This is a genomic window from Roseateles sp. P2_H4, from assembly GCF_056403315.1.
Window position 1 is genome coordinate 1 of the sequence record NZ_JBFUFR010000001.1, and the last position, 21,683, is coordinate 21,683.

Consider the following 21,683-nt stretch of genomic DNA (forward strand, 5'->3'; position numbering starts at 1 on the left):
CTGACGGCCCGTGCCGGCCGGGTGGCGCCGTCGTCGCGCACGCGCTCGCCCCCCAGCAGCGCCAGGTGGGCGAGCAGGCTGGCCGCCAGCGCGAGCAGGGCGGCGCGGGGGAAGAGCAGGCCGGCGCGCATCGCACAATGCTGCCATCACCCCGGATCTCCGCCCATGAAACTCGCCAGCTACGCCGACGGCTCGCGCGACGGCCATCTCGTCGTCGTGTCGCGCGACCTGACCCAGGCGCATTACGCCACCGGCATCGCCACGCGCCTGCAGCAGGTCCTCGACGACTGGGGCTTCCTCGCTCCCCAGCTCGAAGACCTGGCCGTGCAGCTCAACCACGGCAAGCTGCGCCACGCCTTCGCCTTCGAGCCCGAGAAATGCGTGGCGCCGCTGCCACGCGCCTTTGGCTGGGCGGTGGTCGATGCCGATGGCGGCGTGCGGCGCGAAGCCGGCCAGTTCCAGGCCTCGCACCAGCCCCTGAAGGCGCCCGCAGCCTGCGAGCCGGTGCTGGCCGCCATCAGCGGCGACCTGGCTGCCGCCAGCGACACCGCTGCCGCACTGGACGCGCTGCGCCTGCTGACTTTCGCCGTGGACTGGCGCCTGGACGGCGAATTGATCGCCACCCACTGCGCGCCGCTGGCCGTCACACCCGATGAGCTGGGCGAGGCCTGGGCGGGCGGCCGCCTGCAGGCCCGGCTGAACGTGCTGCACAACGGCGCCAAGCTCGACCCGCGTGATGTGGCTGCAGCGCCCGGTGAAGTGCTCGCGCGGCTGGCCCGCCTGCGTTCGCTGCGTGCCGGCCAGCTCGCCGGCGCGACCCTCGGCAGCCTGGAACTGCCGCTCGCCGCCGGCGACAGCCTGCGTCTGGACCTCAAGTCCGCCGAGGGCGCCAGCCTCTTCGGCGCCATCGACCTCGACCTCGCACCCCCGCCCGCCCTCGTATGAGCCAAGCCATCATCATCGACACCGACCCCGGCCAGGACGACGCCATCGCCCTGCTGCTGGCCGCCGCCAGCCCCGAGTTGGAGCTGCTCGGCGTGACGACGGTGGCCGGCAACGTGCCGCTGGCGCTGACGACACTGAACGCCCGCAAGGTCATGGAACTGGCCGGCCGCCGCGACGTGCCCATCTGCGCCGGCGCCGACCGGCCGCTGGACGTGCCGCTGGTGACCGCCGAGCATGTGCATGGCGATACCGGCCTGAACGGCGTCGAGCTGCCCGAGCCGACTCTTGGCCTCGACCCGCGCCATGCGGTGGACTTCATCATCCAGACCCTGCGCGAGCGCGAGGCCGGCACGGTGATGCTGTGCCCGCTCGGCCCGCTGACGAATATCGCGCTGGCCCTGCGCCAGGCCCCCGACATCGCGGCGCGCATCCGCCGCATCGTGCTGATGGGCGGCGGCTTCTTCGAGGGCGGCAACGTCACGCCGGCGGCCGAGTTCAACATCTACGTCGATCCCCAGGCCGCGCATGAGGTCTTCACCAGCGGCGTGCCCATCACGATGGCGCCGCTGGACGTGACCCACGAAGCGCTGACGACGGCGGCCCGCATCGAAGCCATCCGCCACCTGGGCAACCGCGTCGGCGGCGTCGTTGCCGCGTGGATGGAGTTCTTCGAGCGCTTCGACGAAGAGAAATACGGCCAGGACGGCGGCCCGCTGCACGACCCCTGCGTGATCGCCTGGCTGCTCAAGCCCGAGCTGTTCAGCGGCCGTGACTGCAATGTGCGCGTCGAGACGCAGAGCGAACTCACGCGCGGCATGACTGTCATCGACTGGTGGGCCGTGACCGGCCTGCCGGCCAACGCCCAGGTGTTGCGTCATGTCGACGCGGACGGCTTTTTCGCGCTGCTGACGGAGCGCCTGTCAGCCTTGCAGTGAGCGAGCCACCAGCTTGAAGTCCGGGTCTTCCGGGAAGGGCTTGACCGTGAACCCGAGGCCGCGCATCAGCTTGAGCATGTCGCTGTTGTTCGTCAGCACCAGCCCTTCGATGTCGGCCAGGCCCTTCTCGCGCGCGGCGTCGGTGATGCCTTCCATCAGCCGCGAGCCCAGGCCCTTGCCGCCGAAATCGTCGGCCACCAGCAGGCTGAACTCGCAGCTGGTCTGGTCGGGGTTGGTGATGATGCGCGACACACCGACGATGCGCTCGGCCTCGTCGAAACCGCCGTCGTCGCGTGCCGTGCGCTCCGTGAAGACGGCCACCAGCGCCATCTCGCGGTCGTAGTCGATCAGCGTGAGGCGCGCCAGCAGCCCCGGCGGCAGCTCCCGGATCGCGCTGGCGAAGCGGAAGTAGCGGCTCTCGGGCTTCAGGCCGCGCACCAGGTCCTGCAGCATCTGCGCGTCGTCCGGCCGCACGGGGCGCACCGTCACCTCGCCACCGCCGGCCAGCGGCCAGACCTGCTCGAAGCGCGCCGGGTAGGGCAGGATGGCCAGGTGCGGGTAGTCGAAGGCGCGCGGGCTGCCGGCCTGTTGGCCTGGCTGCAGCACGATGCGCGCATCCACCGCGACGGCGCCGGTCTCGTCGACGATCAGCGGGTTGATGTCCATCTCGCGCAGTTGCGGGAACTCGCAGACCATTTCGCTGACGCGCAGCAGCACGCGCTCCAGCGCCTCCAGGTCGGCCGGAGGGCCGCCTTGCCAGCCCGCCGTCAAGGTCTCGGCGATGCGGGCGCGCTCGATGAGGCGGCGGGCCAGGAACTGGTTCAGCGGCGGCAGTTCCATGGCGCGGTCGGCAATCAGTTCGATCATCGTGCCGCCGGCGCCGAAGACGATGGTCGGCCCGAAGGCCTCGTCGGTCACCAGGCCGACGCAGACCTCGTGGCCTCCTCGGCCTCTGTGCGCGCGGGCCATCTTCTGCACCGTCACGCCGTTGATGCGCGCCTGCGGCTGCAGCCGCTTCACGCGCGCCACCATCTCGTTGAAGGTGTCGCGCGCTGCGGCGCCGCTCTGGATGTTCAGCGCCACGCCCTGCACGTCGGTCTTGTGCGAGATGTCGGGCGAGTCGATCTTCAACGCGACAGGAAAGCCCATTTGCGTGGCCAGCATCATGGCCTCGTTGGCGCTGCGCGCCAGCACCGTCTGCGTGACCGGGATGTGGAAGGCCGCCAGCAGCGCCTTGCTCTCCATCTCGGTCAGCGTGCGGCGGCGCTCGGCCAGCACGCTCTCGATCAGCAGCCGCGCGGCCTCGACGTCGGGCAAGGCCAGGTTGGACATCGGCGGCGGTGTCTGCAGCAGCAACTGCTGGTTGGCGTAGAACGATGCGATGTTGCCGAAGGCGCCCACGGCCGCCTCGGGGGTGCGGAAGTTGGCGATGCCGCCATCGTTGAGCACGCGGCGGGCTTCCTGCACGGAGKCGTCGCCCATCCAGCAGCCCAGCATCGGCTTGGCCGTGGCGGCCTTGGCCGCGACGACGGCGCGCGCCACGTCGGCGGCGTCGGAGCCGATCTGTGGCGCGTAGACGGCCAGCACGCCGTCGATGGCCGGGTCGGCCGCAGCAGCCTCCAGCGCGAGGCGGAAGTGCTCCGGCGTGGCTTCGGCCGACAGGTCGAGCAGGTCGGCCAGCGAGGCGCGCCTGGGCAGCTGTGGCGAGAGGGCGCGTGCGCCATCGGGCGACAGCCGGCCAAGCTGCAAGCCGATCTCGCTGACCCAGTCCGCCGCCAACACGCCCGGACCACCCCCGTTGGTGACGATGGCCAGGCGCCTGCCGACAGGCCGGTAGCGCGCGGCCAGGCATTTGGCGGCCGAGAACAGCTCCACGAAGCTGCGCACACGCACCGCGCCGGCGCGACGCAGGGCGGCGTCGAAGACGTCATCACTGCCGACGATGGCGCGGCAATGCGTCAGCGCGGCCTCGTTGCCGGCGCTGCGCCGGCCCGCCTTGAGCACAACGACCGGCTTGGCGTGGGCCGCCGAGCGCAGTGCACTCATGAAGCGGCGTGCGCTGGAGATGCCTTCCAGGTAGACGACGATGCTCTGCGTGCGGCTGTCGCTGGCCAGGAAGTCCAGCACCTGGGCCAGGTCCACCGCTGCGTTCGGGCCCAGCGACACGACCTGGCTGAAGCCGACGTGGTTCTGCTGCGCCCAGTCCAGCATGGCCGAGGTCAGCGCGCCGGACTGCGACACCAGCGCCAGCGACCCCTCGGCCGCCAGCGGRCCGGCGGCACTCGCGTTGAGCTTGAGGTGGGGGCGCTGGAAGCCCAGGCAGTTGGGACCCAGCAGATGCATGCCCTCACGCCTTGCGATGCGCTTGAGCTGGGCGGCCTGCTCGGGCTCCACGCCGTCGCTGACGATGAGCGCCGAGCGGCAGGCGATGCGACCGGCCACCTCCAATGCCGCGGCGATCTCCTCGGGCGGCAGCGCGATGATGGCCAGGTCGGCCCGCGAGCGCGCCAGATCGCCCAGCGTACCCGTCGTGTCGCCGTGCAGGAACTGCGGCGGGTAGGCGCCGGGGGCGGCCGCCAGCGCGGCGCGCAGCACGCGCGCCTGGCGGGTCTGGCGCTCGGGATCATCCGGTGGGCCGGCGAAGACCACCACCGAGCCCGGCATGAACAGCGGCGTGAGGAAGTGGTGATCCATTCGAGGAACTCTAGTCGGCGCCGATCAGCACCTGGACATGGGCCGCGACGCTGCGCGCCAGCGGGCTGAGGACGTAACCGCCTTCGAGGCAGGAGATGACGCGGCCGCGGCAGTGGTGCTCGGCGACGTCCATCAGCTGGCGCGTGACCCAGGCGTAGTCGGCGTCGACAAGGCCCAAGTTGCCCATGTCGTCCTCGCGATGGGCATCGAAGCCGGCGCTGATGTAGATCAACTCGGGCCGGAAGCGTTCCAGCGCCGGCAGCCAGTGCTGGGTGACGGCGGCGCGGAAGGCCTCGCTGCCGCTGCGCGGCGGCAGGCCGACGTTGACCATGTTGGCTGCGTCCTTCAGCGAGCGGGCGTCGGCGCCGTTGAAGGGGTAGAGGCCGATCTCGAAGATGCTGCACATCAGCACGCGCTCGTCGCGGGCCAGGATGTCCTCGCTGCCGTTGCCGTGGTGGACGTCGAAGTCGACCAGGGCCACGCGCGTGAGGCCATGCACGTCCAGCGCGTGGCGGATGCCGACGGCGACGTTGTTGAAGAAGCAAAAGCCCATGGCCGCGTCATGTTCGGCATGGTGGCCGGGCGGGCGAACGGCACAGAAGGCGGCCGGCACCTGGCCGCCCAGCACCAGGTCCGTCGCCAGCACGGCGGCGCCGGCGGCGCGCAGGGCGGCGGGCAGGGTGTAAGGGTTCATGCAGGTGTCCGGGTCCACCTGCACATAGCCCTGGGTGGGCGCTGCGTCGAACATGCGCCGCACGTGCAGGGCCGTATGCGCCCGCTCCAACTGGGCCTGGGTGGCCTGGGGCGCGTCATGGGGCAGCATGTAGTCCAGCAGGCCGCGTGCCAGCAGGGTGTCGGCGATGGCGTTCAGGCGCTCGGGGCATTCGGGGTGGCCTTTGCCCATGTCGTGACGGAGGCAATCGGGATGGCTGATGTAGGCGGGCAGCATGGCTTGTCTCCGGCGCGGCGTCTGTCATCCGGCTCTGGCGGCCATGCTAGGCAGGCTGGCCGGCGCGGTGTTGACTCAACGCAAGCCGCGCGGAATCGCCTCTGACTTTGGTGGTGAAATCTGCGTGTCGACATCATTTATGCCTCAGTGCAAAATCGCGTCGACAGGGGCTTGCCGACAGAGCGCGTAGCGCCACGGACCGCATTCGCAGCGGATGCAGCCAGGAGATGCCGGTGCCAAGCCGCGAAAAATTGCTCGAAGTGATCGCCATCCAGACCGAGGTGGCTCGTCTGGGCCTGGATCTGGGCGGGCTGATGAGCCTGGTCGTGCAGCGCACATTGAGCCTGGTGGGCGCCGACGGGGCGGCCGTCGAGCTGGCCGAGGGCGACGACATGGTCTACCGCGCCGCGGCCGGCATGGCCCGTGGCAGCCTGGGCCTGCGGCTCAAGCGTGGCGCCAGCCTGTCGGGCCTGTGCGTGCGCGAGGGCCATGCCCTGCACTGTGACGACGCGCTGGCCGACCCCCGCACCGACCGCGCGGCCTGCGAGAAGCTGGGCCTGCGCTCCATGGTCGTCGTGCCGCTGCGCCATCAGGGCGAGACGGTGGGCGTGCTCAAGGCCATGTCCAGCCAGGTGGCTCATTTCAATGACCGCCATTTCGCATTGCTGGAGCTGCTGTCCGACCTGGTCGCCGCAGCCATGTATTTCGCCACCCGGTATGCCCCCGGCGAGCTCTTCCACAAGGCGACGCACGACGGTCTGACCAACCTGCCCAACCGCTCCCTCTTCCTCGACCGGCTGCGCTCCTCCCTGTCCCAGGCTGGGCGCGATGGTCAGCCCTTGGCTGTGCTGATGCTGGACCTGAACGGCCTCAAGCCCATCAACGACAACCATGGCCATCGCGTGGGTGACGCGGCCCTTTTGGAGTTCGCCGGACGGCTGAACGCCAGCGTGCGTCAGTCCGACACGGCGGCTCGCCTGGGCGGTGACGAGTTCGGCATTCTGTTGCGGCCCCTGGCCCCTGAAGGCGGGCTGGAGGCGACGATCGCCCGCCTGCGCCAGCAACTCAACGGCGACTTCCACTTCGAAGGCCGCAACCTGCCGCTGGCGGCCAGCCTGGGTGCGGCCTGCTTCCCCGAAGATGGCAGCGATGTCGTGCAGCTGCTGGAACTGGCCGACCAGCGCATGTACCGCCAGAAGCGCGAGATCCAACGCGCGCTGCAGCACGTCGTCGCAGCCTAGAACGGGCGATGGCAAGATGGGGCTCCCCCGTCCGGAGCCTGTCACCATGCAACGCCGCCTCGTCATCGTCAGTGCGCCCGCTCTCCTGCTGCTGCGTCCGGCCTGGGCACTCAACCTCAGCGAGGGGGACGCCAACGCCGGCATCCGCACGGCCCTGGAGCGCGGCGCCAACTCGGCCGTGGCCTTGCTTGGCAAGCAGGACGGCTTCCTCGGCAATCCCCTCGTCAAGATCGAGCTGCCCGGCTATCTGAAGGACGCCGCCAAGCTGCTGAAGGCCACCGGCCAGGGCAAGAAGCTGGACGAACTCGTCACCGCGATGAACCGCGCCGCCGAGGCGGCGGTGCCGGCCGCCAAGCCCCTGCTCGTCAAGGCCGTCAAGGACATGAGCGTCGACGACGGGCTGAAGATCCTGAAAGGCGGGGACGACTCGGTGACGCAGTTCTTTGCCGGCAAGACGCGTGAGCCGCTGGGCCAGCAGTTCCTGCCCATCGTGACCAAGGCGACCGAGAAGGTGTCGCTGGCCGACAAGTACAACGCCGTCGCCAAGAAGGCCGGCGGCTTCGGCCTGGTGAAGGGCGACGAGGCCAACATCCAGCAGTACGTGACCGCCAAGGCGCTGGACGGCCTCTATCGCATGATTGCCGAAGAGGAGAAGAAGATCCGCCAGGACCCGGTCGGCACCGGCAGCGCCATCCTCAAGAAGGTCTTCGGCGGCCTTGGCTAGAGGCCGTGTGCCTGGTGCCACTCGGCCAGCGAGTGGTCCGGGTACGCATCGAAACGCGGGTCCTTTGGCGAGCCTTCCACCTCGACCCAGTCCGCCTTGGAGCCCACCATGCAGTGCACATGCTCAGGTGGCGTCGGCAGCGGCGTGTCGATGGCGCTGGCGTGCGGGTGCACGAGCTCGGGCCAGGTCGGGTCCCACAGCCACAGGGCGCTGCCGCATTTCATGCAGAAATAGCGTCGCGCGCTGCTCTTGTGCTTGCCCTTGCCCGACTTGTCGGGCAGCTTGGCGCGGTAGATGCGCAGATGCCGCTTGCCCTTGACCTTCATCGACAGCGTCTTCGCTCCGAGGTTGATCGCATAGCCGCCCGCACCGGCCGTCTTGCGGCAGATGGAGCAGTAGCAGCGCATGAAAGGGACGGGCGAATCCGCTTCGACGGAGAACCTGATCTGGCCGCAATGGCATGAGCCTTCGAGGTGCATTGGGCTGGCCTTTCCAAGAGATGGCGTGCAGGTGGCCATGATGGCCGACAATCCCGGCCCTTGCCTGTTTGCTGCCGCTTCGGCGGCTTTGCGATGAATTCCGATCTTCCCGATCCCGTCACCCCGTCCGAAGAACCGGCAGCCGCTGCGGCTGCGCCCGTGTCCGCGCCAGAGGCGACGCCCGCCACCGAGAGCGTGTCCGAGACGCCCGCCGACGCTGCGCCGGCTGTTGCCGAGGCCGCGCCCGCTGCATCGGCGGCAGACGCCACGGCCGAGCTGAAGGCCCTGTTCCCGGCGCTGTTCACCGGGAGGCCGAAGCCGGTCAAGCTGCGCGTGCAGGCCGACATCCAGGAGCGTGCGCCCGGCAAGTTCAGCAAGGCCCAGCTCAGCGCCTTCCTGCGCCGCTACACCGGTAGCACCGGCTATCTGATCGCGCTGACCCAGGCCAAGACCCGTTTCGACCTCGACGGCCAGCCGGCCGGCGAGATCACCGAGGAACACCTCAAGGCGGCCCAGGAAGAGCTGGCCCGCCGCCGCGGCCTGAAGCAGGAACGCGAGCAGGTGGAGCAGGAGCGCCACCAGCTGGAAGCGCAGCAGCGCCGCAACCGCGGCCAGCTGCTGTGGGACTTCGAGCGCACGACGCTGACCGAGGCCAACTTCTGCGTGCTCAAGGGCGTCGTGCCCGAAGAGCTGCCAGGCCTGCTGGAGATCGCCCGCAAGGAGCGCGCCGAGGCCCCGCCGGCACCGCCGCGTGAGGCGCGTCGCGACGGCCCCCCGCCGCGACGTGATGACCGACGTCCCGGCGGTGGTGGTCGACCGGAAGGCCGCCGCGATGATCGTCGTGAAGGCGGCCGCCCGCCCCAGCGCCAGGGGCAGGGCAGGAAGCCCGACCAGCCGCGTCGTGATCAGGCCGCCAAGCCCAAGGCTCCCGAGGCCGCTCCGGCCCAGGAGGCTCAGCCGCCTGGCAAGGATCAGGCGACCGAGTAATCAGGCCGAATACCGCTGCTCCAGGTAGGCGAGCAAGGTGCGGATCGTCTGCGCCTCGCCGCCCACCGGGCGGCCAGGGCGCGGCGCGTCGTTCCAGGCGAACAGGTCGACGTGCAGCCAATCCTGCTGGGCCGGCAGGAAGTCTTCGAGGAACAGCGCGGCGTTGATGGCGCCGGCCAGCGGGCTCTTGCCGGTGTTGACGATGTCGCCGATGGTGCTCTCGATGCCCGAGTGATACGGCGCCCACAGCGGCATATGCCAAAGCGGGTCGTCCAGCTTCAGGCCCAGGTCGACGAGGTCGCGGGCCGTGTCCATGTGCTTGGCGAACAGCGCCGGCAACTGGGCGCCCAACGCCACCCGCGCGGCACCGGTCAGCGTCGCCAGGTCGATGACGAGGTCGGGCTTGCCTTCGGCGGCATAGGCCAGCGCGTCGCAGAGGATGACGCGGCCTTCGGCATCGGTGTTGCCAATCTCGATGTGCAGGCCCTTGCGGGTCTTGATGACGTCGCCGGGCCGGTAGGCGTTGCCCGAGATCGAGTTCTCGACCGCCGGGATCAGCAACTGCAGCCGCACCGGCAGCTTGAAGGCCATGATGAGGCCGGCCAGGCCCAGCGCATTGGCCGCACCGCCCATGTCCTTCTTCATCTGGCGCATGCCTTCGCCGGGCTTGATGTTCAGGCCGCCGGTGTCGAAGCAGACGCCCTTGCCGACCAGGGCCAGCTTGGGGTGCTTGGGATTGCCCCAGTTCACCTCGATCAGGCGAGGTGAGCGCGTGCTTGCGCGGCCAACGGCGTGAATGCTGGGGAAGTTCTTCTTCAGCAGCGCGTCCCCGACGGTTTCGGTGAAGGTCGCGTCGTACTGCTTGGCCAAGGCCTTGGCGGCGGCGGACAGCTCGGCCGGGCCCATGTGCTCGGCGGGCGTGTTGACGAGGTCGCGCGTGGCGGTCATGGCCGTCGCCAGCGCGATGCCGCGCTCGGCGTCGCTGCCTTGCTTCAGCGCGAGCGTCGCCGGCGCCCGCTTGGCCGGCTTGTAAAGGTCGAAGCGGTAGCCGCCCAGCTCCCAGGACATGGCCGCCGCCTCGGGCAGCAGGGCCAGGCCGGCGTCATCCAGCTTGTAGAGCCCTTCCGGCAGGGCCAGCGGCAGATGGCTCAGCGCAAAGGGGTGGGCCGTGTGCGCCACGCCGGCAAACACCTGGGCGAGGCGGCCGTCGGCGCCGGGCAGCAGGGCGTGGCTGTCGGCGGCACCGACGAAGCCGACCGTCGCCAGCCAGGCGCGGGTGGCCTCGGGCAGGCTGGGGGCCAGGGCCTGGAAGGCAGCCCGGTCGACGACGGTGATGGGGGTGGCCTTGGCCGGGAGGGTCTTTTTGAGCTGGACGGTCATCGCGGGAATCCTGGGTTCCAAAACCGACATTGTCTTCACACCGGGTGACCGCAGGCCACAAGTGCAAAGAAGTGTGTTTGGCCTGTCAACCACCCCCGCCGGGCTGGCGTTGTGCCTCCCAATCGCGCCGCAATCGGCGTGAGACGGCCCCCAAGGGCCACCAGCCATCATGAAGATCCAGCCCCGCACCGAACACCAGCCGCGCCGCCTGCCCCTCCCCGAGGCGGCCTGGAGCGCCGAGGAATCCGTCGAAAAGGGCCGCAAGCACGAGGCCTTCGACACCGGCTTCTACAGCGGCGAGCGCCGCGGCCTGGCCCGCGCCATGCGCTTCGACCGCAAGCGCTGACACCCCCAGCGATCCACTTCCCAGCCCGCCGTCCGGCCCCGGACGGCGGGCTTTGTTTTGGGCCGATCGGGAAATCCTCCCGAATCCGGAGCGCCGACAACGCCGAGAATGCGCCCCCATGAAAGCCGCCCGCCGCTCCATCGCCTTCTTTTCCGGCCTCCTGCTTTACTGCTTCGGCGCGGGCGCCGCCATGAAGTACGCCAGCACCGGTCTGCCGCGCCAGGTCTATGCCCAGCTGGGTGGCCGCAACAGCCTGCCGGTGATGCTCGGCGAGGCCGTCGCCATTGCGGTACTGCTTTTCCTCGTCTCGCTGACCTGGGGATACCTGACGCTGCGGCCGCAGCGCCGCCGCCATCGCCCCTATGTCGCCTGGATGATGTCGGGCATCGGCGTGGCCTGGGCGGGCTGGCTGATCTTCGGCGCCTTCAGCTTTGCGCTGAAGCCGCGTGCCTATTCGGCGCCGCTGCAGAACATGCTGCTGTCGTCCAACGCGGCGCCGCTGTTCGGGGCGCTCAACATCTTCGGTGTCGTCGGCGGCGTCTGGCTGGCCGGCCGCCTGGCCAAGCGGCGCCAGGAAGGCCTGCCGAGCACGCGCTCGCGGCGTCGTGCCAGCGAGGAGGCGGCGGCCGCCGATGCGGGCGCCGACAGCACGGTGTCGACCATCGCGCCGCATTCCGTGTCGCCACCGGCGAACTGAGCCGCGACACCATGCCGCGCGCGGTCTGCCCGCGCTGCGAGCGCCCCGCCTCCACCTGCCTGTGTGCGACGCTGCCGGCGCCGCTGGCCGTGAGCACCGAGCTGCTGATCCTGCAGCACCCGGCCGAGGCCGGCCATGCCAAGAGCACCGCCGTTTTCCTGACGCTGGGCCTGTACCCGGCTGCGCGGCTGCTGCGGGGCGAGGCCTTCGACCCGGCGCTGGGCGGCCCGACCACGGCACTTCTTTACCCGGGCGAGGGCGAGCCGGCCAGGCCAGGCGACGTCGACCGACTCATCCTGCTGGACGGCAGCTGGCGCCAGAGCCGCCGCCTGTTGGCGGCCAACCCCTGGCTGGCCGCGTTGCCGCGGCTGAGCCTGCCGGAGCAGCCCGGCCGCTACGCGATACGCCGCGCGCACCGGCCCGGCCAGCTGTCGACTTTCGAGGCCGGTTTGCATGCCTTGGACCTGCTGGAAGGCGGGCCGGAACGCTTCGCGCCGCTATGGTCTGCGTTCGACGCATTTGTTCATGCGGGCCTGTCCCGGCGCGGTGAAAGCAGTTTGGCCTAGGATTTCAGGATGTTCTCGTTCCCGCGCCCCTTCCTTTCGGCCCTTCTGGCCGCTCCGCTGCTCGCGCTCGCCGCACCGCCCGAGGCAGCCACCGAGCATGTGCAGGCGCGCCTCGTTGCCAGCCAGGCCACGGTGGCGCCGGGCCAGCGCTTCACGGTGGCGCTGGCGCAGAACATCAAGCCGCACTGGCACACCTACTGGCTGAATCCGGGCGATTCGGGCCAAGCCACCAGCATCGACTGGCAGGGCACCGAGGCCGGCGCCATCCAGTGGCCCACGCCGTCCATCCAGGCCATCGGCCCCATCGTCAACTACGGCTACGAGGGCAAGCCCGCGCTGCTGGTCGACCTGACCGTGCCGGCCGACGCCAAGCCGGGCAGCCGATTCAAGCCGACGGCCGAGGTGCGCTGGCTGGTCTGCAAGGATGTCTGCATTCCCGAGCAGGTGTCGCTGGGCCTGGACCTGCCGGTGGGCGCCGAGGCCAAGGCCGGCGCCGACGCGGCCCAGGTCGAGGAGTGGCGCGCTGCCATTCCCAAGCCCGCCCCCTTTGCCGTGCAATTGAAGGCGGCCGCCCAGGGCGTGCAGCTCAGCGGGCCGGCCACTGGCGTCACCAAAGCGTATTTCTTCGCCGACACCTGGGGTGCCGTCGCGCACAGCGCACCGCAGGCGCTGAAGGCGCAGGGCGGCGGCTGGGCGCTGGATATTCCGGCCGGTGACGAACCTGTGCCGGCGGGCAAGCCGCTGTCCGGCGTCCTCGTGCTGACGACGGCGGCCGGCGAGCAGGCCTGGACCGTCTCCGCGCCCATGCCGCAAGGCGCCGGCAAAGGCCCCGGCCCGGCCGACCTGAGCGCACCGACCGCGGCCGCCGCGCCCACGCCCAGCCCCGAAAGCGACCTCGGCCTGCTGCCCGCGCTCGCGCTGGCCTTGGTGGGCGGCCTGATCCTGAACCTGATGCCCTGCGTCTTCCCGGTGCTGTCCATCAAGGCCCTGGCCCTGGTGCGCGAGGGCAACCACAAGGCGGAGGGCCTGGCCTACACGGCTGGCGTGCTGCTCAGCTTTGCCGCCCTGGCGGCCGTGCTGGTCGCGCTGCGCGCCGGCGGCCAGCAGGTGGGCTGGGGCTTCCAGTTCCATTCGCCGGTCTTCGTCCTCATCGTCAGCTATCTGCTCTTCCTCGTCGGCCTGAACCTGTCGGGGGTCTTCGACTTCGGCGGCAGCTTCACCGGCGTGGGCTCCAACCTGGCCGCTCGCCAAGGGTTGGCCGGCAGCTTCTTCACCGGCGTGCTGGCGGCCGTCGTCGCCACGCCCTGCACGGCGCCCTTCATGGGCGCGGCGCTGGCCTTCGCGCTGGCCCAGCCGGCCGCGGTGATGCTGGCCGTCTTTCTCGCCCTGGGCCTGGGCCTGGCCCTGCCCTTCCTGATCCTCGCCTTCTGGCCTGCCGCCCAGCGCTGGCTGCCGCGGCCCGGCGCGTGGATGGACAAGTTCAAGCAGTTCCTGGCCTTCCCGATGTATGCCGCTGTCGTCTGGCTGCTGTGGGTGCTGGCGCAGCAGGCCGGGCCGGATGGCGTGGCCATGGCCCTTGGCGGCCTGGTGCTGATCGCCTTCGCGCTGTGGGTGCGCCGAGCTGGCCAGGGCGTCGTCAGTGGCGTGGCCATGGTGGCCAGCTTTGCGCTGGCGCTGGGCGTGGTGCATTGGATCAAGCCGGTCGAGTTGACCGAGGTGCGCGCTGAATCCAACGTCGAGGCCTACAACGCCGAGCGCCTGGCCGAGTTGCGCGCTCAGAACAAGCCGGTCTTCGTCAACATGACGGCGGCCTGGTGCATCTCCTGCCTCGTCAATGAACGCGTGGCCCTGTCGCGCCCCGAGGTCAAGGAAGCCTTCGCCAAGGCCGGCGTGGCCTATCTGAAGGGCGACTGGACGCGCGAGGACCCCCACATCACCGCCGTGCTCAAGGCCCATGGCCGCTCGGGCGTGCCCCTCTACCTCTACTACGCGCCGGGTGCCGCCGAGGCCCAGGTGCTGCCGCAAATCCTCACCCCCGGCCTCATCGTCGAGGCTGTCTCCACGCCCCCCACCGCTTCCAGGAGTTCGACATGACCTTGCTTCGCCGCAGCCTGCTCGCCGCCCTGATCCTGCCCGCGCTGGCTCACGCCACCGCCAATGTCGACGCACCGGCGCCGACCTTCTCCGCCACCACGGCCGATGGCAAGACGGTCTCCCTGGCCGACTACAAGGGCAAGACGGTGGTGCTGGAGTGGACCAACCATGACTGCCCCTACGTGAAGAAGCACTACGGCGCCGGCAATATGCAGACCCAGCAGAAGGCCGCTGCTGCTCAAGGCGTCGTCTGGTTGCAGGTCATCTCCTCCGCGCCCGGCCAGCAAGGCTTCGTTGACGGCGCCGCCGCGCAGAAGCTCAATGCCGACCGCGGTGCCGCGCCCGCCGCGACGCTGCTGGACCCCAAGGGTGAGCTGGGCAAGCTCTACGGCGCGCAGACGACACCGCATATGTACGTCATCAAGGCCGATGGCACGCTGGCCTACAAAGGCGGCATCGACAGCCTGGCGACGTCCGACAAGGCCGACATCGCCAAGGCCGAGCCCTATGTGACCGAGGCCCTGGCCGCCGTGGCCGCCGGCCGCAAGGTGGAGAAGGCGTCGACGCGGCCCTATGGCTGCAGCGTCAAGTACGCGAGCTGAGATGAAGCCCCTCGGCCAGTCGCACACCGCTGGACGCGGTGCGTCTGACCGGTCCCCCGAGGGGACGGCGATGCTCGCGGCATCGAGCCGCGAGCACATCGCCAGACGGGCCGGCTCGGGAGCGGCCCAGCGCTCGGCCCGGAAGACCCCGGTTTCGTAGGGCGTGGGCAGCGCTCAGCGCAATCAAAAGCTGAGTTGATCAGAAGACAGACAGCCCCGTCTTCGCGACGAAGAGCTCCAGCGCCCGGCGGCCCAGCAGGGAGTTGCCTGTCGAGTCCAGCGCGGGCGACCAGACGCACAGGCTGAGCTCGTCGGGCACCACGGCGACGATGCCGCCACCCACACCGCTCTTGCAGGGCAGGCCGATGCGGAAGGCGAACTCGCCCGCTGCGTCGTAGGTGCCGCAGGTCAGCATCAGCGCGTTGACGCGGCGGGTCTGCGCTTCGCTGAGCACGGGCGTGCCGGCCAGCGGGTGGCGGCCGTCGCGACACAGATAGCCCGCGGCGCAGGCCACCTGCTCGCAGCTCATGCGAATAGCGCACTGGTTGAAGTAGACGTCCAGCACCGTGGCCACGTCGTTGTCCAGCGTGCCGAAGCCCTTCATGAAATTGGCCAGCGCGGTGTTGCGAAAGCCGGTGTCCGCTTCGGACTGCGCGACCTCCGAGTCGATGGTGACGGGCTCGCCGCAAAGCCGGCCCAGCAGCGCCAGCAGTTCGGTCTTGGCGTCACCCTGTGAGACCAGCCGGTCCGCGACCGCGATCGCGCCGGCATTGATGAAGGGGTTGCGCGGAATGCCGCGCTCCGTCTCCAGCTGCACCAGCGAGTTGAAGGGGCTGCCGGACGGTTCGCGGCCGATGCGATCCCACAGGGCCTCGTCCAGCGCGCGGATGGCCAGCGTCAGCGAGAACATCTTGGACATGCTCTGGATGGAGAAAGGCACCGCGCTGTCGCCTGCATGCGCCGTCTTGCCGCCCACCGTGCGCAGCGCGATGCCGAACTGCAGCGGCGACACGCGCGCCAGGGCCGGGATGTAGGTGGCGACCTTGCCACCGGCCGCGGCCAACTGCGGGCGCAGTTCGGCGTTGATCTCGTCGAGGATGAGCTGGAAGTCCATGGCGGCCATTCTGGCCCGGGACAATCGCACCACCATGCAAGCCCTGCTCGATGCCATCGCCGCGATGGCGGCCCTTCCCCAGGATGCCCGACGTCTCTTTCATGGCCGCGGCGGCCTGCACCCCGGCTGCGAACACCTGACGCTGGACGCCTACCCGCCTGCGCTGCTGCTGACCAGCTTCGAGCCGCTGGCCGATGACGCCCTCGCTGCCATCGGTGCGGCGATCGCCGCGCGCTGGCCCGAGGCGCCATGGGTCTTCCAGTGCCGGCAGGAAGGTGGCCGCGTCGAGACGCGGTTGATGGCCGATGTGCTGCCCGAGCCTCACGTCGTCACCGAGCTGGGTACAAGCTATCTCGTGCACCTGCTGCGCGGCCAAAACCATGGCCTTTTCCTCGATATGGCGGAGGGCCGGCGCTGGGTGCGCGAGCGGGTGGCGCCCGGCGACAAGGTGCTCAACCTGTTCGCCTACACCTGCGCCTTCTCGGTCGTGGCGCTGCAGGCCGGCGCGGCCGAAGTGGTCAACGTGGACATGGCGTCAGGCGCGCTCGCCATCGGCCGCAGCAACCATGAACTCAACGGTGTGAAGGCCAGCGCCAGGTTCCTGGCCCACGACATCTTCAACTCCTGGGGCAAGCTGACCCGCGGGGGACCTTACGACCTTGTCATCTGCGACCCGCCGAGCTTCCAGAAGGGCAGCTTCGTCGCCACCAAGGACTACGCGCGGCTCGCCCGGCGGCTGCCCGGGCTGTTGGCGCCGGGGGGCCATGCGCTGCTGTGCCTGAACACGCCCAAGCTGGGCCTGAACTTCCTGCGCGACGTGATGGCCGAGCACGCACCGGAGCTCGAGTTCGTCGAGAGGGTCGTGAACCCGCCGGCGTTTGCAGACGTGTCGGAAGACCGGGGACTCAAGGTGCTGGCCTACCGCCTGCCCTGAACCCGGGGCGGCCGCGCCTCAGCCCAACCGTCCCAGCTCCGCCAGCAGCTTGGCACGTGCCGCCGGGTCGTTGACGGCTTCCGCCAGCCGGTTGAAGAACACCGCGCGGCTGTCCGTGCCGGTGGCCGCGCGCTTGATCAGCACCTTGGCGATGGGCCCGACATGCTGGGCCAGCAGGGCCTGGGCCTTGTCCATGACGGCTTCGTTCAACGGGCCGCCAATCATCGTGCCGCCGCCGGATCCCGCCGTCGCGCCCTTGGAGCCACCCGCCGAGGGCGAACCCGCCGTGACGCCGCCCGCCGTGCGGTGGTGGTGGCCACCGGTGACCAGGCTGGCCTGGCCCAGGAAGGCGTCGCGTGCGCGCGGGTCGGTGACCTGCTCGGCCAGCTTGTTGTAGAGCTCGTTGATGTCGTGGCACTCGCGCGCAGCGCGGCGCACCAGCACGCTGGCAAGCGGGCCGACATGCTTGGCCAGCGTCAGCTCGGCCTGCGTGAGCTGGGCCTTGTCCCAGTGCGAGGGCGTGGGGGCGCTGGCGGTGCCGGCTGAGCCCACCGAGCCGCCCAGCGAGGTGCCGGCCAGGGACGGCGGTGCATGCGTCGGCGTGACCAGTGGCTGGGTGGGCTTGGCGCGCGCCGGCGCCAGCATGACGGTCTTTTCCCAGGACGACTCGTCGATGTCCTGGCCGATGCCGTGGGTCAGCGCCTGCTTGAATTCCTCGGCGGTGTCGAAGCGCTCGTCGGGGCGCTTGGCCAGGGCCCGGGCGATGATGGCGTCGAACCAGCCCGGGCGCTCGACGCCCTCGATGGTCGACGGCGGCTGGGGCATGTCGTTCACGACCTTGTACATCAGCGCCTCGGTCGTGCCGGCGAAGGGTGCGCGGCCGGTCAGCAGCTGGTACAGCACGACGCCGGCGCCGTAGATGTCCACGCGCCTGTCCATGGGCTTGCCGAGGAACTGCTCCGGCGCCATGTGGCTGGGCGTGCCCACCATGTAGTGGGTCTGGGTGAGGTTGGTGCTCTCGATGCGGGCGATGCCGAAGTCGGCCACCTTGAGCCGCCCGGCCGTCGTCATGATGATGTTGGCGGGTTTGATGTCGCGGTGCCAGACACCTTTCTCGTGCGCGTGGCCGAGGGCATCGAGCAGCTGGCTCATGATGCCGGGGATGTCGTTGTCCGTGAACCTGACCTTGGCGCTCAGATAGCTCGCCAGCGAGCGCCCCTCGACGAATTCCATCGCGATATAGGCCACGTTCTCGTCGCGGCCGAAGTCGTAGACGGCCACGATGCCGGGGTGGTGCAGACGGCCTGCGGCCTGCGCCTCGTTGCGAAAGCGCGAGGCCGGTGCGCCGGGGCTGTCGTCGTCGGCGTCGAGCTGGGTGCGGATGGTCTTCAGCGCGACGGTGCGCTGGATGTCGGGGTCGAAGCCCTTGTAGACGACACCCATCGCGCCTTCACCGAGGACCTCGGTGATGCGGTATTTGCCGAGTTTCTGCGGGTGCTTGGAGGGGTCAGGCATCGAGCAACTTCATGGCCTGCACGACGCTGGCGCGCATGCGGGAGAAGGAATCGGACAGGGTGGCGATCTCGTCCTTGCTGCTGGACTGGAATTCCGGCGCGTCCAGCTCGCCCTGGCTGACGCGGTCGGCCAGCGCCGACAGGCGGGTGACGGGGCGCACGACCAGCATCCACACCATCAGGTTCAGCACGATGCCGACGGCGACGAAGACGCCGATCAGCGAAGTGATGAAGACCTTGAAGGTCTGGTCGGCACGCTGCAGCGGCACGCCCAGGGGCACGGAGACGATCTGGGCGCCGATGACCTCGTTCAGGTTCCAGCCGAAGCCGTTGGCGGGGCCGTACTTGGCGACCATGGTGGCCGGCGCGGCCTCGACGCTGCTGTGGCAGGCCAGGCAGGCGGGGTCGGTGATGCGCAGCGGGCGGGCGATGTAGAGCGACGGGCCGGCGGGCGTGTCGCGCACGCCCGTCGTCTCCTTCAGGTCGGCCGCGCTGCGGAACTGGCCGACGATGTCGACCTCCCAGCTGGTGGCACGGTCACGCGGATTGGTCGGGTTCAGCGTCGCCTCCTTGTAGGCGAACTCGGGGTGCTTGGACAGCAGCGTGCCCAGCACTTCCGTGGCCGAGTAGCTCGGCACCGTCTGGGGCAGGAATTCATTCGCCATCTGGGACACGAGCAGCGGCTTGATCTGCGTGTTCGTGTAGGCGCGCACGGCCAGCGCCTTCTCCATCAGCATGCGCGCGCTCTCGACGACCTCCTGCTGGGCGTTGTTCTGCAGCAGATTGCGGGCGATGTAGCCGCTGAGCGCGATGCCCAGGCTCATCACGAGCAGGTAGACGAGATTGAATTTGGCGAGCAGTTTCATGGTGAATTTTCCCCCGAGGGCAGCAATGGTAGTGCGCTGACATGGCTGAGTGGCTGCGTGCTTGCTAGCGGTTCCCGGTGCAAATCCACAAAAGAAAAGGGCGCCCGACCGAAATCGGGCGCCCTTTGAAGGCTTGGGGGCGTCATCAACCCTTCACGCAGACCACCTGCTTGAGCGTGTGCACTACGTCCACCAGCTCGCGCTGGGCGGCCATGACGGCGTCGATGTCCTTGTAGGCCGCGGGCGTCTCGTCAATGACATCCTTGTCCTTGCGGCATTCGACGCCCTCGGTCGCGGCGCGGTGGTCGGCCAGCGTGAAGTGGCGCTTGGCGTCGCCGCGGCTCATGACGCGGCCGGCACCGTGGGAGCAGCTCTCGAAGCTGTCCGCGTTGCCCTTGCCGCGCACGATGTAGCTGCGCGCCCCCATGCTGCCCGGAATGATGCCCAGCTGGCCCTGCTTGGCGCTCACGGCGCCCTTGCGGGTCAGCCAGACCTGCTGGCCGAAATGGGTTTCCTTCTGCACATAGTTGTGGTGGCAGTTCACCGCCTCGATGTGGCTCTGGAAGTTCTTGCGGATGACCGTCTTCGCGGCCTCGATGACGCGCTTCATCATCAGCTCGCGGTTCAGCGCCGCGAACTTCTGCGCCCAGCTGACGCTGCGCACGTAGTCGCCGAAATAGCGGCTGCCTTCCTCGAAATAGGCCAGGTCACGGTCCGGCAGATTCGCCTGGTGGCGCATCGCGTCCTGCTTGGCCAGCTCGATGAACATCGTGCCGATGGAGTTGCCCACGCCGCGCGAGCCCGAGTGCAGCATGAACCACACGGCACCCGCCTCGTCAAGGCAGACCTCGATGAAGTGGTTGCCCCCTCCCAGCGTGCCCAGGTGCTGGATGTGGTTGGTCTTGGCGAGCTTGGGGTAGTCGCGGCACAGCTCGGTGAACTCGGGCTCCAGCTGCGCCCAGGCCGTGTTGACCGAGCCGGGAGGCTTCTGCCACGCGCCCGGGTCACGGTTGCCAGGCTGGCGGCCGTGGGGCACGGCGCGTTCGATGGCCGCGCGCAGCGGGCCCAGATTGTCGGGCAGGTCCTCGGCAGTCAGCGTGGTCTTGCAGGCCATCATGCCGCAGCCGATGTCCACACCGACCGCGGCCGGAATGATGGCCTTGACGGTGGGGATGACCGAGCCGACGGTCGCGCCGATGCCGAAGTGCACGTCCGGCATCGCGGCGATGTGCTTGAAGACGATGGGCAGGCGGGCCGCGTTCTGCAGCTGGCGCATGGCCTGCTGCTCGACAGGCACGCCCTGCGTCCACATCTTCAGCGGCACGCCGCCGGGGACGTCTTCGTGGATATGTTGGGGTTCCATGATCTGTTCCTTGGGAATTGTCGAGCGGACACCGCGGAACCGGCTTTGCCGGGCCGCTGGTGTCGCCCCTTGAGGGGAGCGGCGTAGCCGCTTCGGGGTGGTCTATTTCTGCAGCTTCACCAGCCCGTTGAGCACCTGGTCCAGACCTCCGAACACGGAGATCTTGTCGATGCGCTCGGCCACGCGTTCCAGCGTTTCCAGCTCCTTCAGGCGCAGGGCGACGGGGTTGTCCTCCATCACCTTGGCCGTGTTGAGCAGGGAGCGCGTCGCCGCGGTTTCCTCGCGGCGCCGGATCACGTTGGCTTCGGCGGCCTTGCCGGCCTCCACCACCTGGGCGAGGATGGTCTTCATCTCGCCCGGCAGCACGATGTCCTTCACGCCCACACCGTCGAGCTGCAGGCCGTAGCCAGCCAGCTTCGCAGTGACCTGGGCGGTCACGACCTCGTCGATGACCGACTTGTTCTCCAGCAACTCGTCCAGCGTGCGGGTGCCCACCGCCGCGCGGAGCCCGAACTGCAGCTCGCGGTAGAGGTGGTCCGCCGGCTTCGGAAGGGCCTGAAAGGCACGCAGCACGTCCGCCGAGCTCGCATAACGCCAGTTCGCGGAGAGGTTGAGCCGCAGCGCAACCTTGTCACGGGTCAGGATCTCCTGGCCCGTCACCTCCAGCGCCTGCAGCCGCAGGTCCACCAGCTCCACGGCCACGTTGCGGCCGAACTTCCAGAACGCGTGAGCGCCGGGTTCGAGCAACCGCTCCACCTTGCCGTCCACGCGCAGCAGCCCGGCGCCGTGCTCGGGCACCTCGACCTGCAGCAGGCCGGCCAGGCCGGTCACCGTGCGCGGCCGCAGCTGCGGCTGCGCCAGGCGAGCGGCGACGGCAGCCGGCAGCTCGGCGGACGCGCGGATGTCGAGCACCTCGACCTGCACGTCCACATGGCCGCGCCAGTACAGGCGCCGCGTGGCGGGCGGCAGCAGCTCGACCAGCACACCGTTCTCGGTCCGCAGGCCGACTTCGTGCTCGCCCAGTTCGACGCGCATGAACTCGGCGGCGACGACCTCGGGCTCCTTGGCCATCAGGTAGTCGGCCAGCGGGTGCACGAAGGCCGGTGCGCCGATGTTGAAGAGCTCGACCTTCAGCTCGTCCAGGCCGGCGAACAGCCAGTGCGTGCCCGGTTGCAGCACGCGTTCGAAATCGCCATTGCGCAGCAGCAGGCCGCGCTCGTTCTTCTTCACAGTCACACGCTTGATCGTCATGG

20 protein-coding genes are annotated in these 21,683 nt (G+C 69.6%); 11 read left to right on the top strand and 9 right to left on the bottom strand.

Translation table 11 applies throughout. From position 1 onward, the window contains the following. The first annotated feature begins 165 nt into the window (after positions 1 to 165). Positions 166 to 945 (top strand): fumarylacetoacetate hydrolase family protein, encoded by a 780-nt coding sequence (locus AC1DW3_RS00005; RefSeq protein WP_477927443.1) that lies wholly within the window; start codon positions 166 to 168, stop codon positions 943 to 945. Then, positions 942 to 1,880 carry a nucleoside hydrolase gene (locus AC1DW3_RS00010; protein ID WP_477927445.1) on the top strand — a complete coding sequence of 313 codons (939 nt, stop codon included), beginning with the start codon at positions 942 to 944 and terminating at the stop codon, positions 1,878 to 1,880. The genes AC1DW3_RS00005 and AC1DW3_RS00010 overlap by 4 nt, the downstream gene beginning before the upstream one ends. Here the strand turns inward: AC1DW3_RS00010 and AC1DW3_RS00015 are convergent. Together AC1DW3_RS00015 and AC1DW3_RS00020 are read right to left on the bottom strand one after the other, a co-directional pair. Beyond that, on the bottom strand, positions 1,866 to 4,574 hold the full coding sequence (locus tag AC1DW3_RS00015; RefSeq protein ID WP_477927447.1) for a bifunctional acetate--CoA ligase family protein/GNAT family N-acetyltransferase: 2,709 nt from the start codon (positions 4,572 to 4,574) through the stop codon (positions 1,866 to 1,868). The two genes, AC1DW3_RS00010 and AC1DW3_RS00015, sit on opposite strands and share 15 nt — an antisense overlap. 10 nt (positions 4,575 to 4,584) lie before the next feature. Continuing rightward, positions 4,585 to 5,523 (bottom strand): histone deacetylase family protein, encoded by a 939-nt coding sequence (locus AC1DW3_RS00020; RefSeq protein ID WP_477927449.1) that lies wholly within the window; start codon positions 5,521 to 5,523, stop codon positions 4,585 to 4,587. 227 nt (positions 5,524 to 5,750) lie between these two features. Here AC1DW3_RS00020 and AC1DW3_RS00025 point away from each other — a divergent pair, with 227 nt between their 5' ends. Together AC1DW3_RS00025 and AC1DW3_RS00030 are read left to right on the top strand one after the other, a co-directional pair. Next, positions 5,751 to 6,764, top strand: a complete 1,014-nt coding sequence (locus AC1DW3_RS00025) for a diguanylate cyclase domain-containing protein (protein WP_477927451.1) — start codon at positions 5,751 to 5,753, stop codon at positions 6,762 to 6,764. 46 nt (positions 6,765 to 6,810) lie between these two features. Next, positions 6,811 to 7,488, top strand: coding sequence for a DUF4197 domain-containing protein (locus tag AC1DW3_RS00030; RefSeq protein WP_477927453.1), 678 nt, complete (start codon positions 6,811 to 6,813; stop codon positions 7,486 to 7,488). Here AC1DW3_RS00030 and AC1DW3_RS00035 read toward each other — a convergent pair. Next, the gene (locus AC1DW3_RS00035; RefSeq protein ID WP_477927455.1) at positions 7,485 to 7,967 is read right to left on the bottom strand and encodes a GFA family protein; all 483 of its coding nucleotides are present in this window, start codon (positions 7,965 to 7,967) and stop codon (positions 7,485 to 7,487) included. The genes AC1DW3_RS00030 and AC1DW3_RS00035 overlap by 4 nt on opposite strands. A 93-nt stretch (positions 7,968 to 8,060) precedes the next feature. Here AC1DW3_RS00035 and AC1DW3_RS00040 point away from each other — a divergent pair, with 93 nt between their 5' ends. After that, entirely contained in the window at positions 8,061 to 8,954 is an 894-nt protein-coding gene (locus AC1DW3_RS00040; RefSeq protein ID WP_477927457.1) for a ProQ/FINO family protein, read from the top strand. Here AC1DW3_RS00040 and AC1DW3_RS00045 read toward each other — a convergent pair whose 3' ends face one another. Further along, positions 8,955 to 10,334: a leucyl aminopeptidase family protein gene (locus AC1DW3_RS00045; protein WP_477927459.1), complete on the bottom strand. Its 1,380-nt coding sequence runs from the start codon at positions 10,332 to 10,334 to the stop codon at positions 8,955 to 8,957. 169 nt (positions 10,335 to 10,503) lie between these two features. Between AC1DW3_RS00045 and AC1DW3_RS00050 the strand changes: the two genes are divergently transcribed. The 5 genes from AC1DW3_RS00050 (at position 10,504) to AC1DW3_RS00070 (ending at position 14,639) form a co-directional block, all read left to right on the top strand. Continuing rightward, the gene (locus tag AC1DW3_RS00050; RefSeq protein ID WP_477927461.1) at positions 10,504 to 10,680 is read left to right on the top strand and encodes a hypothetical protein; all 177 of its coding nucleotides are present in this window, start codon (positions 10,504 to 10,506) and stop codon (positions 10,678 to 10,680) included. A gap of 118 nt (positions 10,681 to 10,798) precedes the next feature. Then, positions 10,799 to 11,377, top strand: coding sequence for a hypothetical protein (locus AC1DW3_RS00055; protein ID WP_477927463.1), 579 nt, complete (start codon positions 10,799 to 10,801; stop codon positions 11,375 to 11,377). Positions 11,378 to 11,388: 11 nt separating this feature from the next. Continuing rightward, positions 11,389 to 11,943, top strand: coding sequence for a tRNA-uridine aminocarboxypropyltransferase (locus tag AC1DW3_RS00060; RefSeq protein WP_477927465.1), 555 nt, complete (start codon positions 11,389 to 11,391; stop codon positions 11,941 to 11,943). Between the two features lie 9 nt (positions 11,944 to 11,952). After that, positions 11,953 to 14,037, top strand: a complete 2,085-nt coding sequence (locus tag AC1DW3_RS00065) for a protein-disulfide reductase DsbD family protein (RefSeq protein ID WP_477927466.1) — start codon at positions 11,953 to 11,955, stop codon at positions 14,035 to 14,037. Next, positions 14,034 to 14,639, top strand: coding sequence for a redoxin domain-containing protein (locus AC1DW3_RS00070; protein ID WP_477927467.1), 606 nt, complete (start codon positions 14,034 to 14,036; stop codon positions 14,637 to 14,639). Before AC1DW3_RS00065 ends, AC1DW3_RS00070 begins: the two co-directional genes overlap by 4 nt. Positions 14,640 to 14,838: 199 nt before the next feature. On the opposite strand, the gene AC1DW3_RS00075 is transcribed toward AC1DW3_RS00070, so the two are convergent. After that, positions 14,839 to 15,762 carry a glutaminase gene (locus AC1DW3_RS00075; RefSeq protein WP_477927468.1) on the bottom strand — a complete coding sequence of 308 codons (924 nt, stop codon included), beginning with the start codon at positions 15,760 to 15,762 and terminating at the stop codon, positions 14,839 to 14,841. Positions 15,763 to 15,787: 25 nt separating this feature from the next. Here AC1DW3_RS00075 and AC1DW3_RS00080 point away from each other — a divergent pair, with 25 nt between their 5' ends. Then, entirely contained in the window at positions 15,788 to 16,687 is a 900-nt protein-coding gene (locus tag AC1DW3_RS00080) for a class I SAM-dependent methyltransferase (RefSeq protein WP_477927469.1), read from the top strand. A gap of 18 nt (positions 16,688 to 16,705) precedes the next feature. Here the strand turns inward: AC1DW3_RS00080 and AC1DW3_RS00085 are convergent, their stop codons facing one another. From AC1DW3_RS00085 to AC1DW3_RS00100, 4 genes are all read right to left on the bottom strand, one after another. Continuing rightward, positions 16,706 to 18,202, bottom strand: coding sequence for a serine/threonine-protein kinase (locus AC1DW3_RS00085; protein ID WP_477927470.1), 1,497 nt, complete (start codon positions 18,200 to 18,202; stop codon positions 16,706 to 16,708). Further along, the gene (locus AC1DW3_RS00090; protein WP_477927472.1) at positions 18,195 to 19,067 is read right to left on the bottom strand and encodes a Tll0287-like domain-containing protein; all 873 of its coding nucleotides are present in this window, start codon (positions 19,065 to 19,067) and stop codon (positions 18,195 to 18,197) included. The genes AC1DW3_RS00085 and AC1DW3_RS00090 overlap by 8 nt, the downstream gene beginning before the upstream one ends. A 145-nt stretch (positions 19,068 to 19,212) precedes the next feature. Next, complete coding sequence (locus AC1DW3_RS00095) at positions 19,213 to 20,430, bottom strand: RtcB family protein (protein WP_477927474.1); 1,218 nt, start codon at positions 20,428 to 20,430, stop codon at positions 19,213 to 19,215. A gap of 102 nt (positions 20,431 to 20,532) precedes the next feature. After that, complete coding sequence (locus AC1DW3_RS00100; RefSeq protein WP_477927476.1) at positions 20,533 to 21,681, bottom strand: slipin family protein; 1,149 nt, start codon at positions 21,679 to 21,681, stop codon at positions 20,533 to 20,535. Positions 21,682 to 21,683 lie beyond the last annotated feature (2 nt).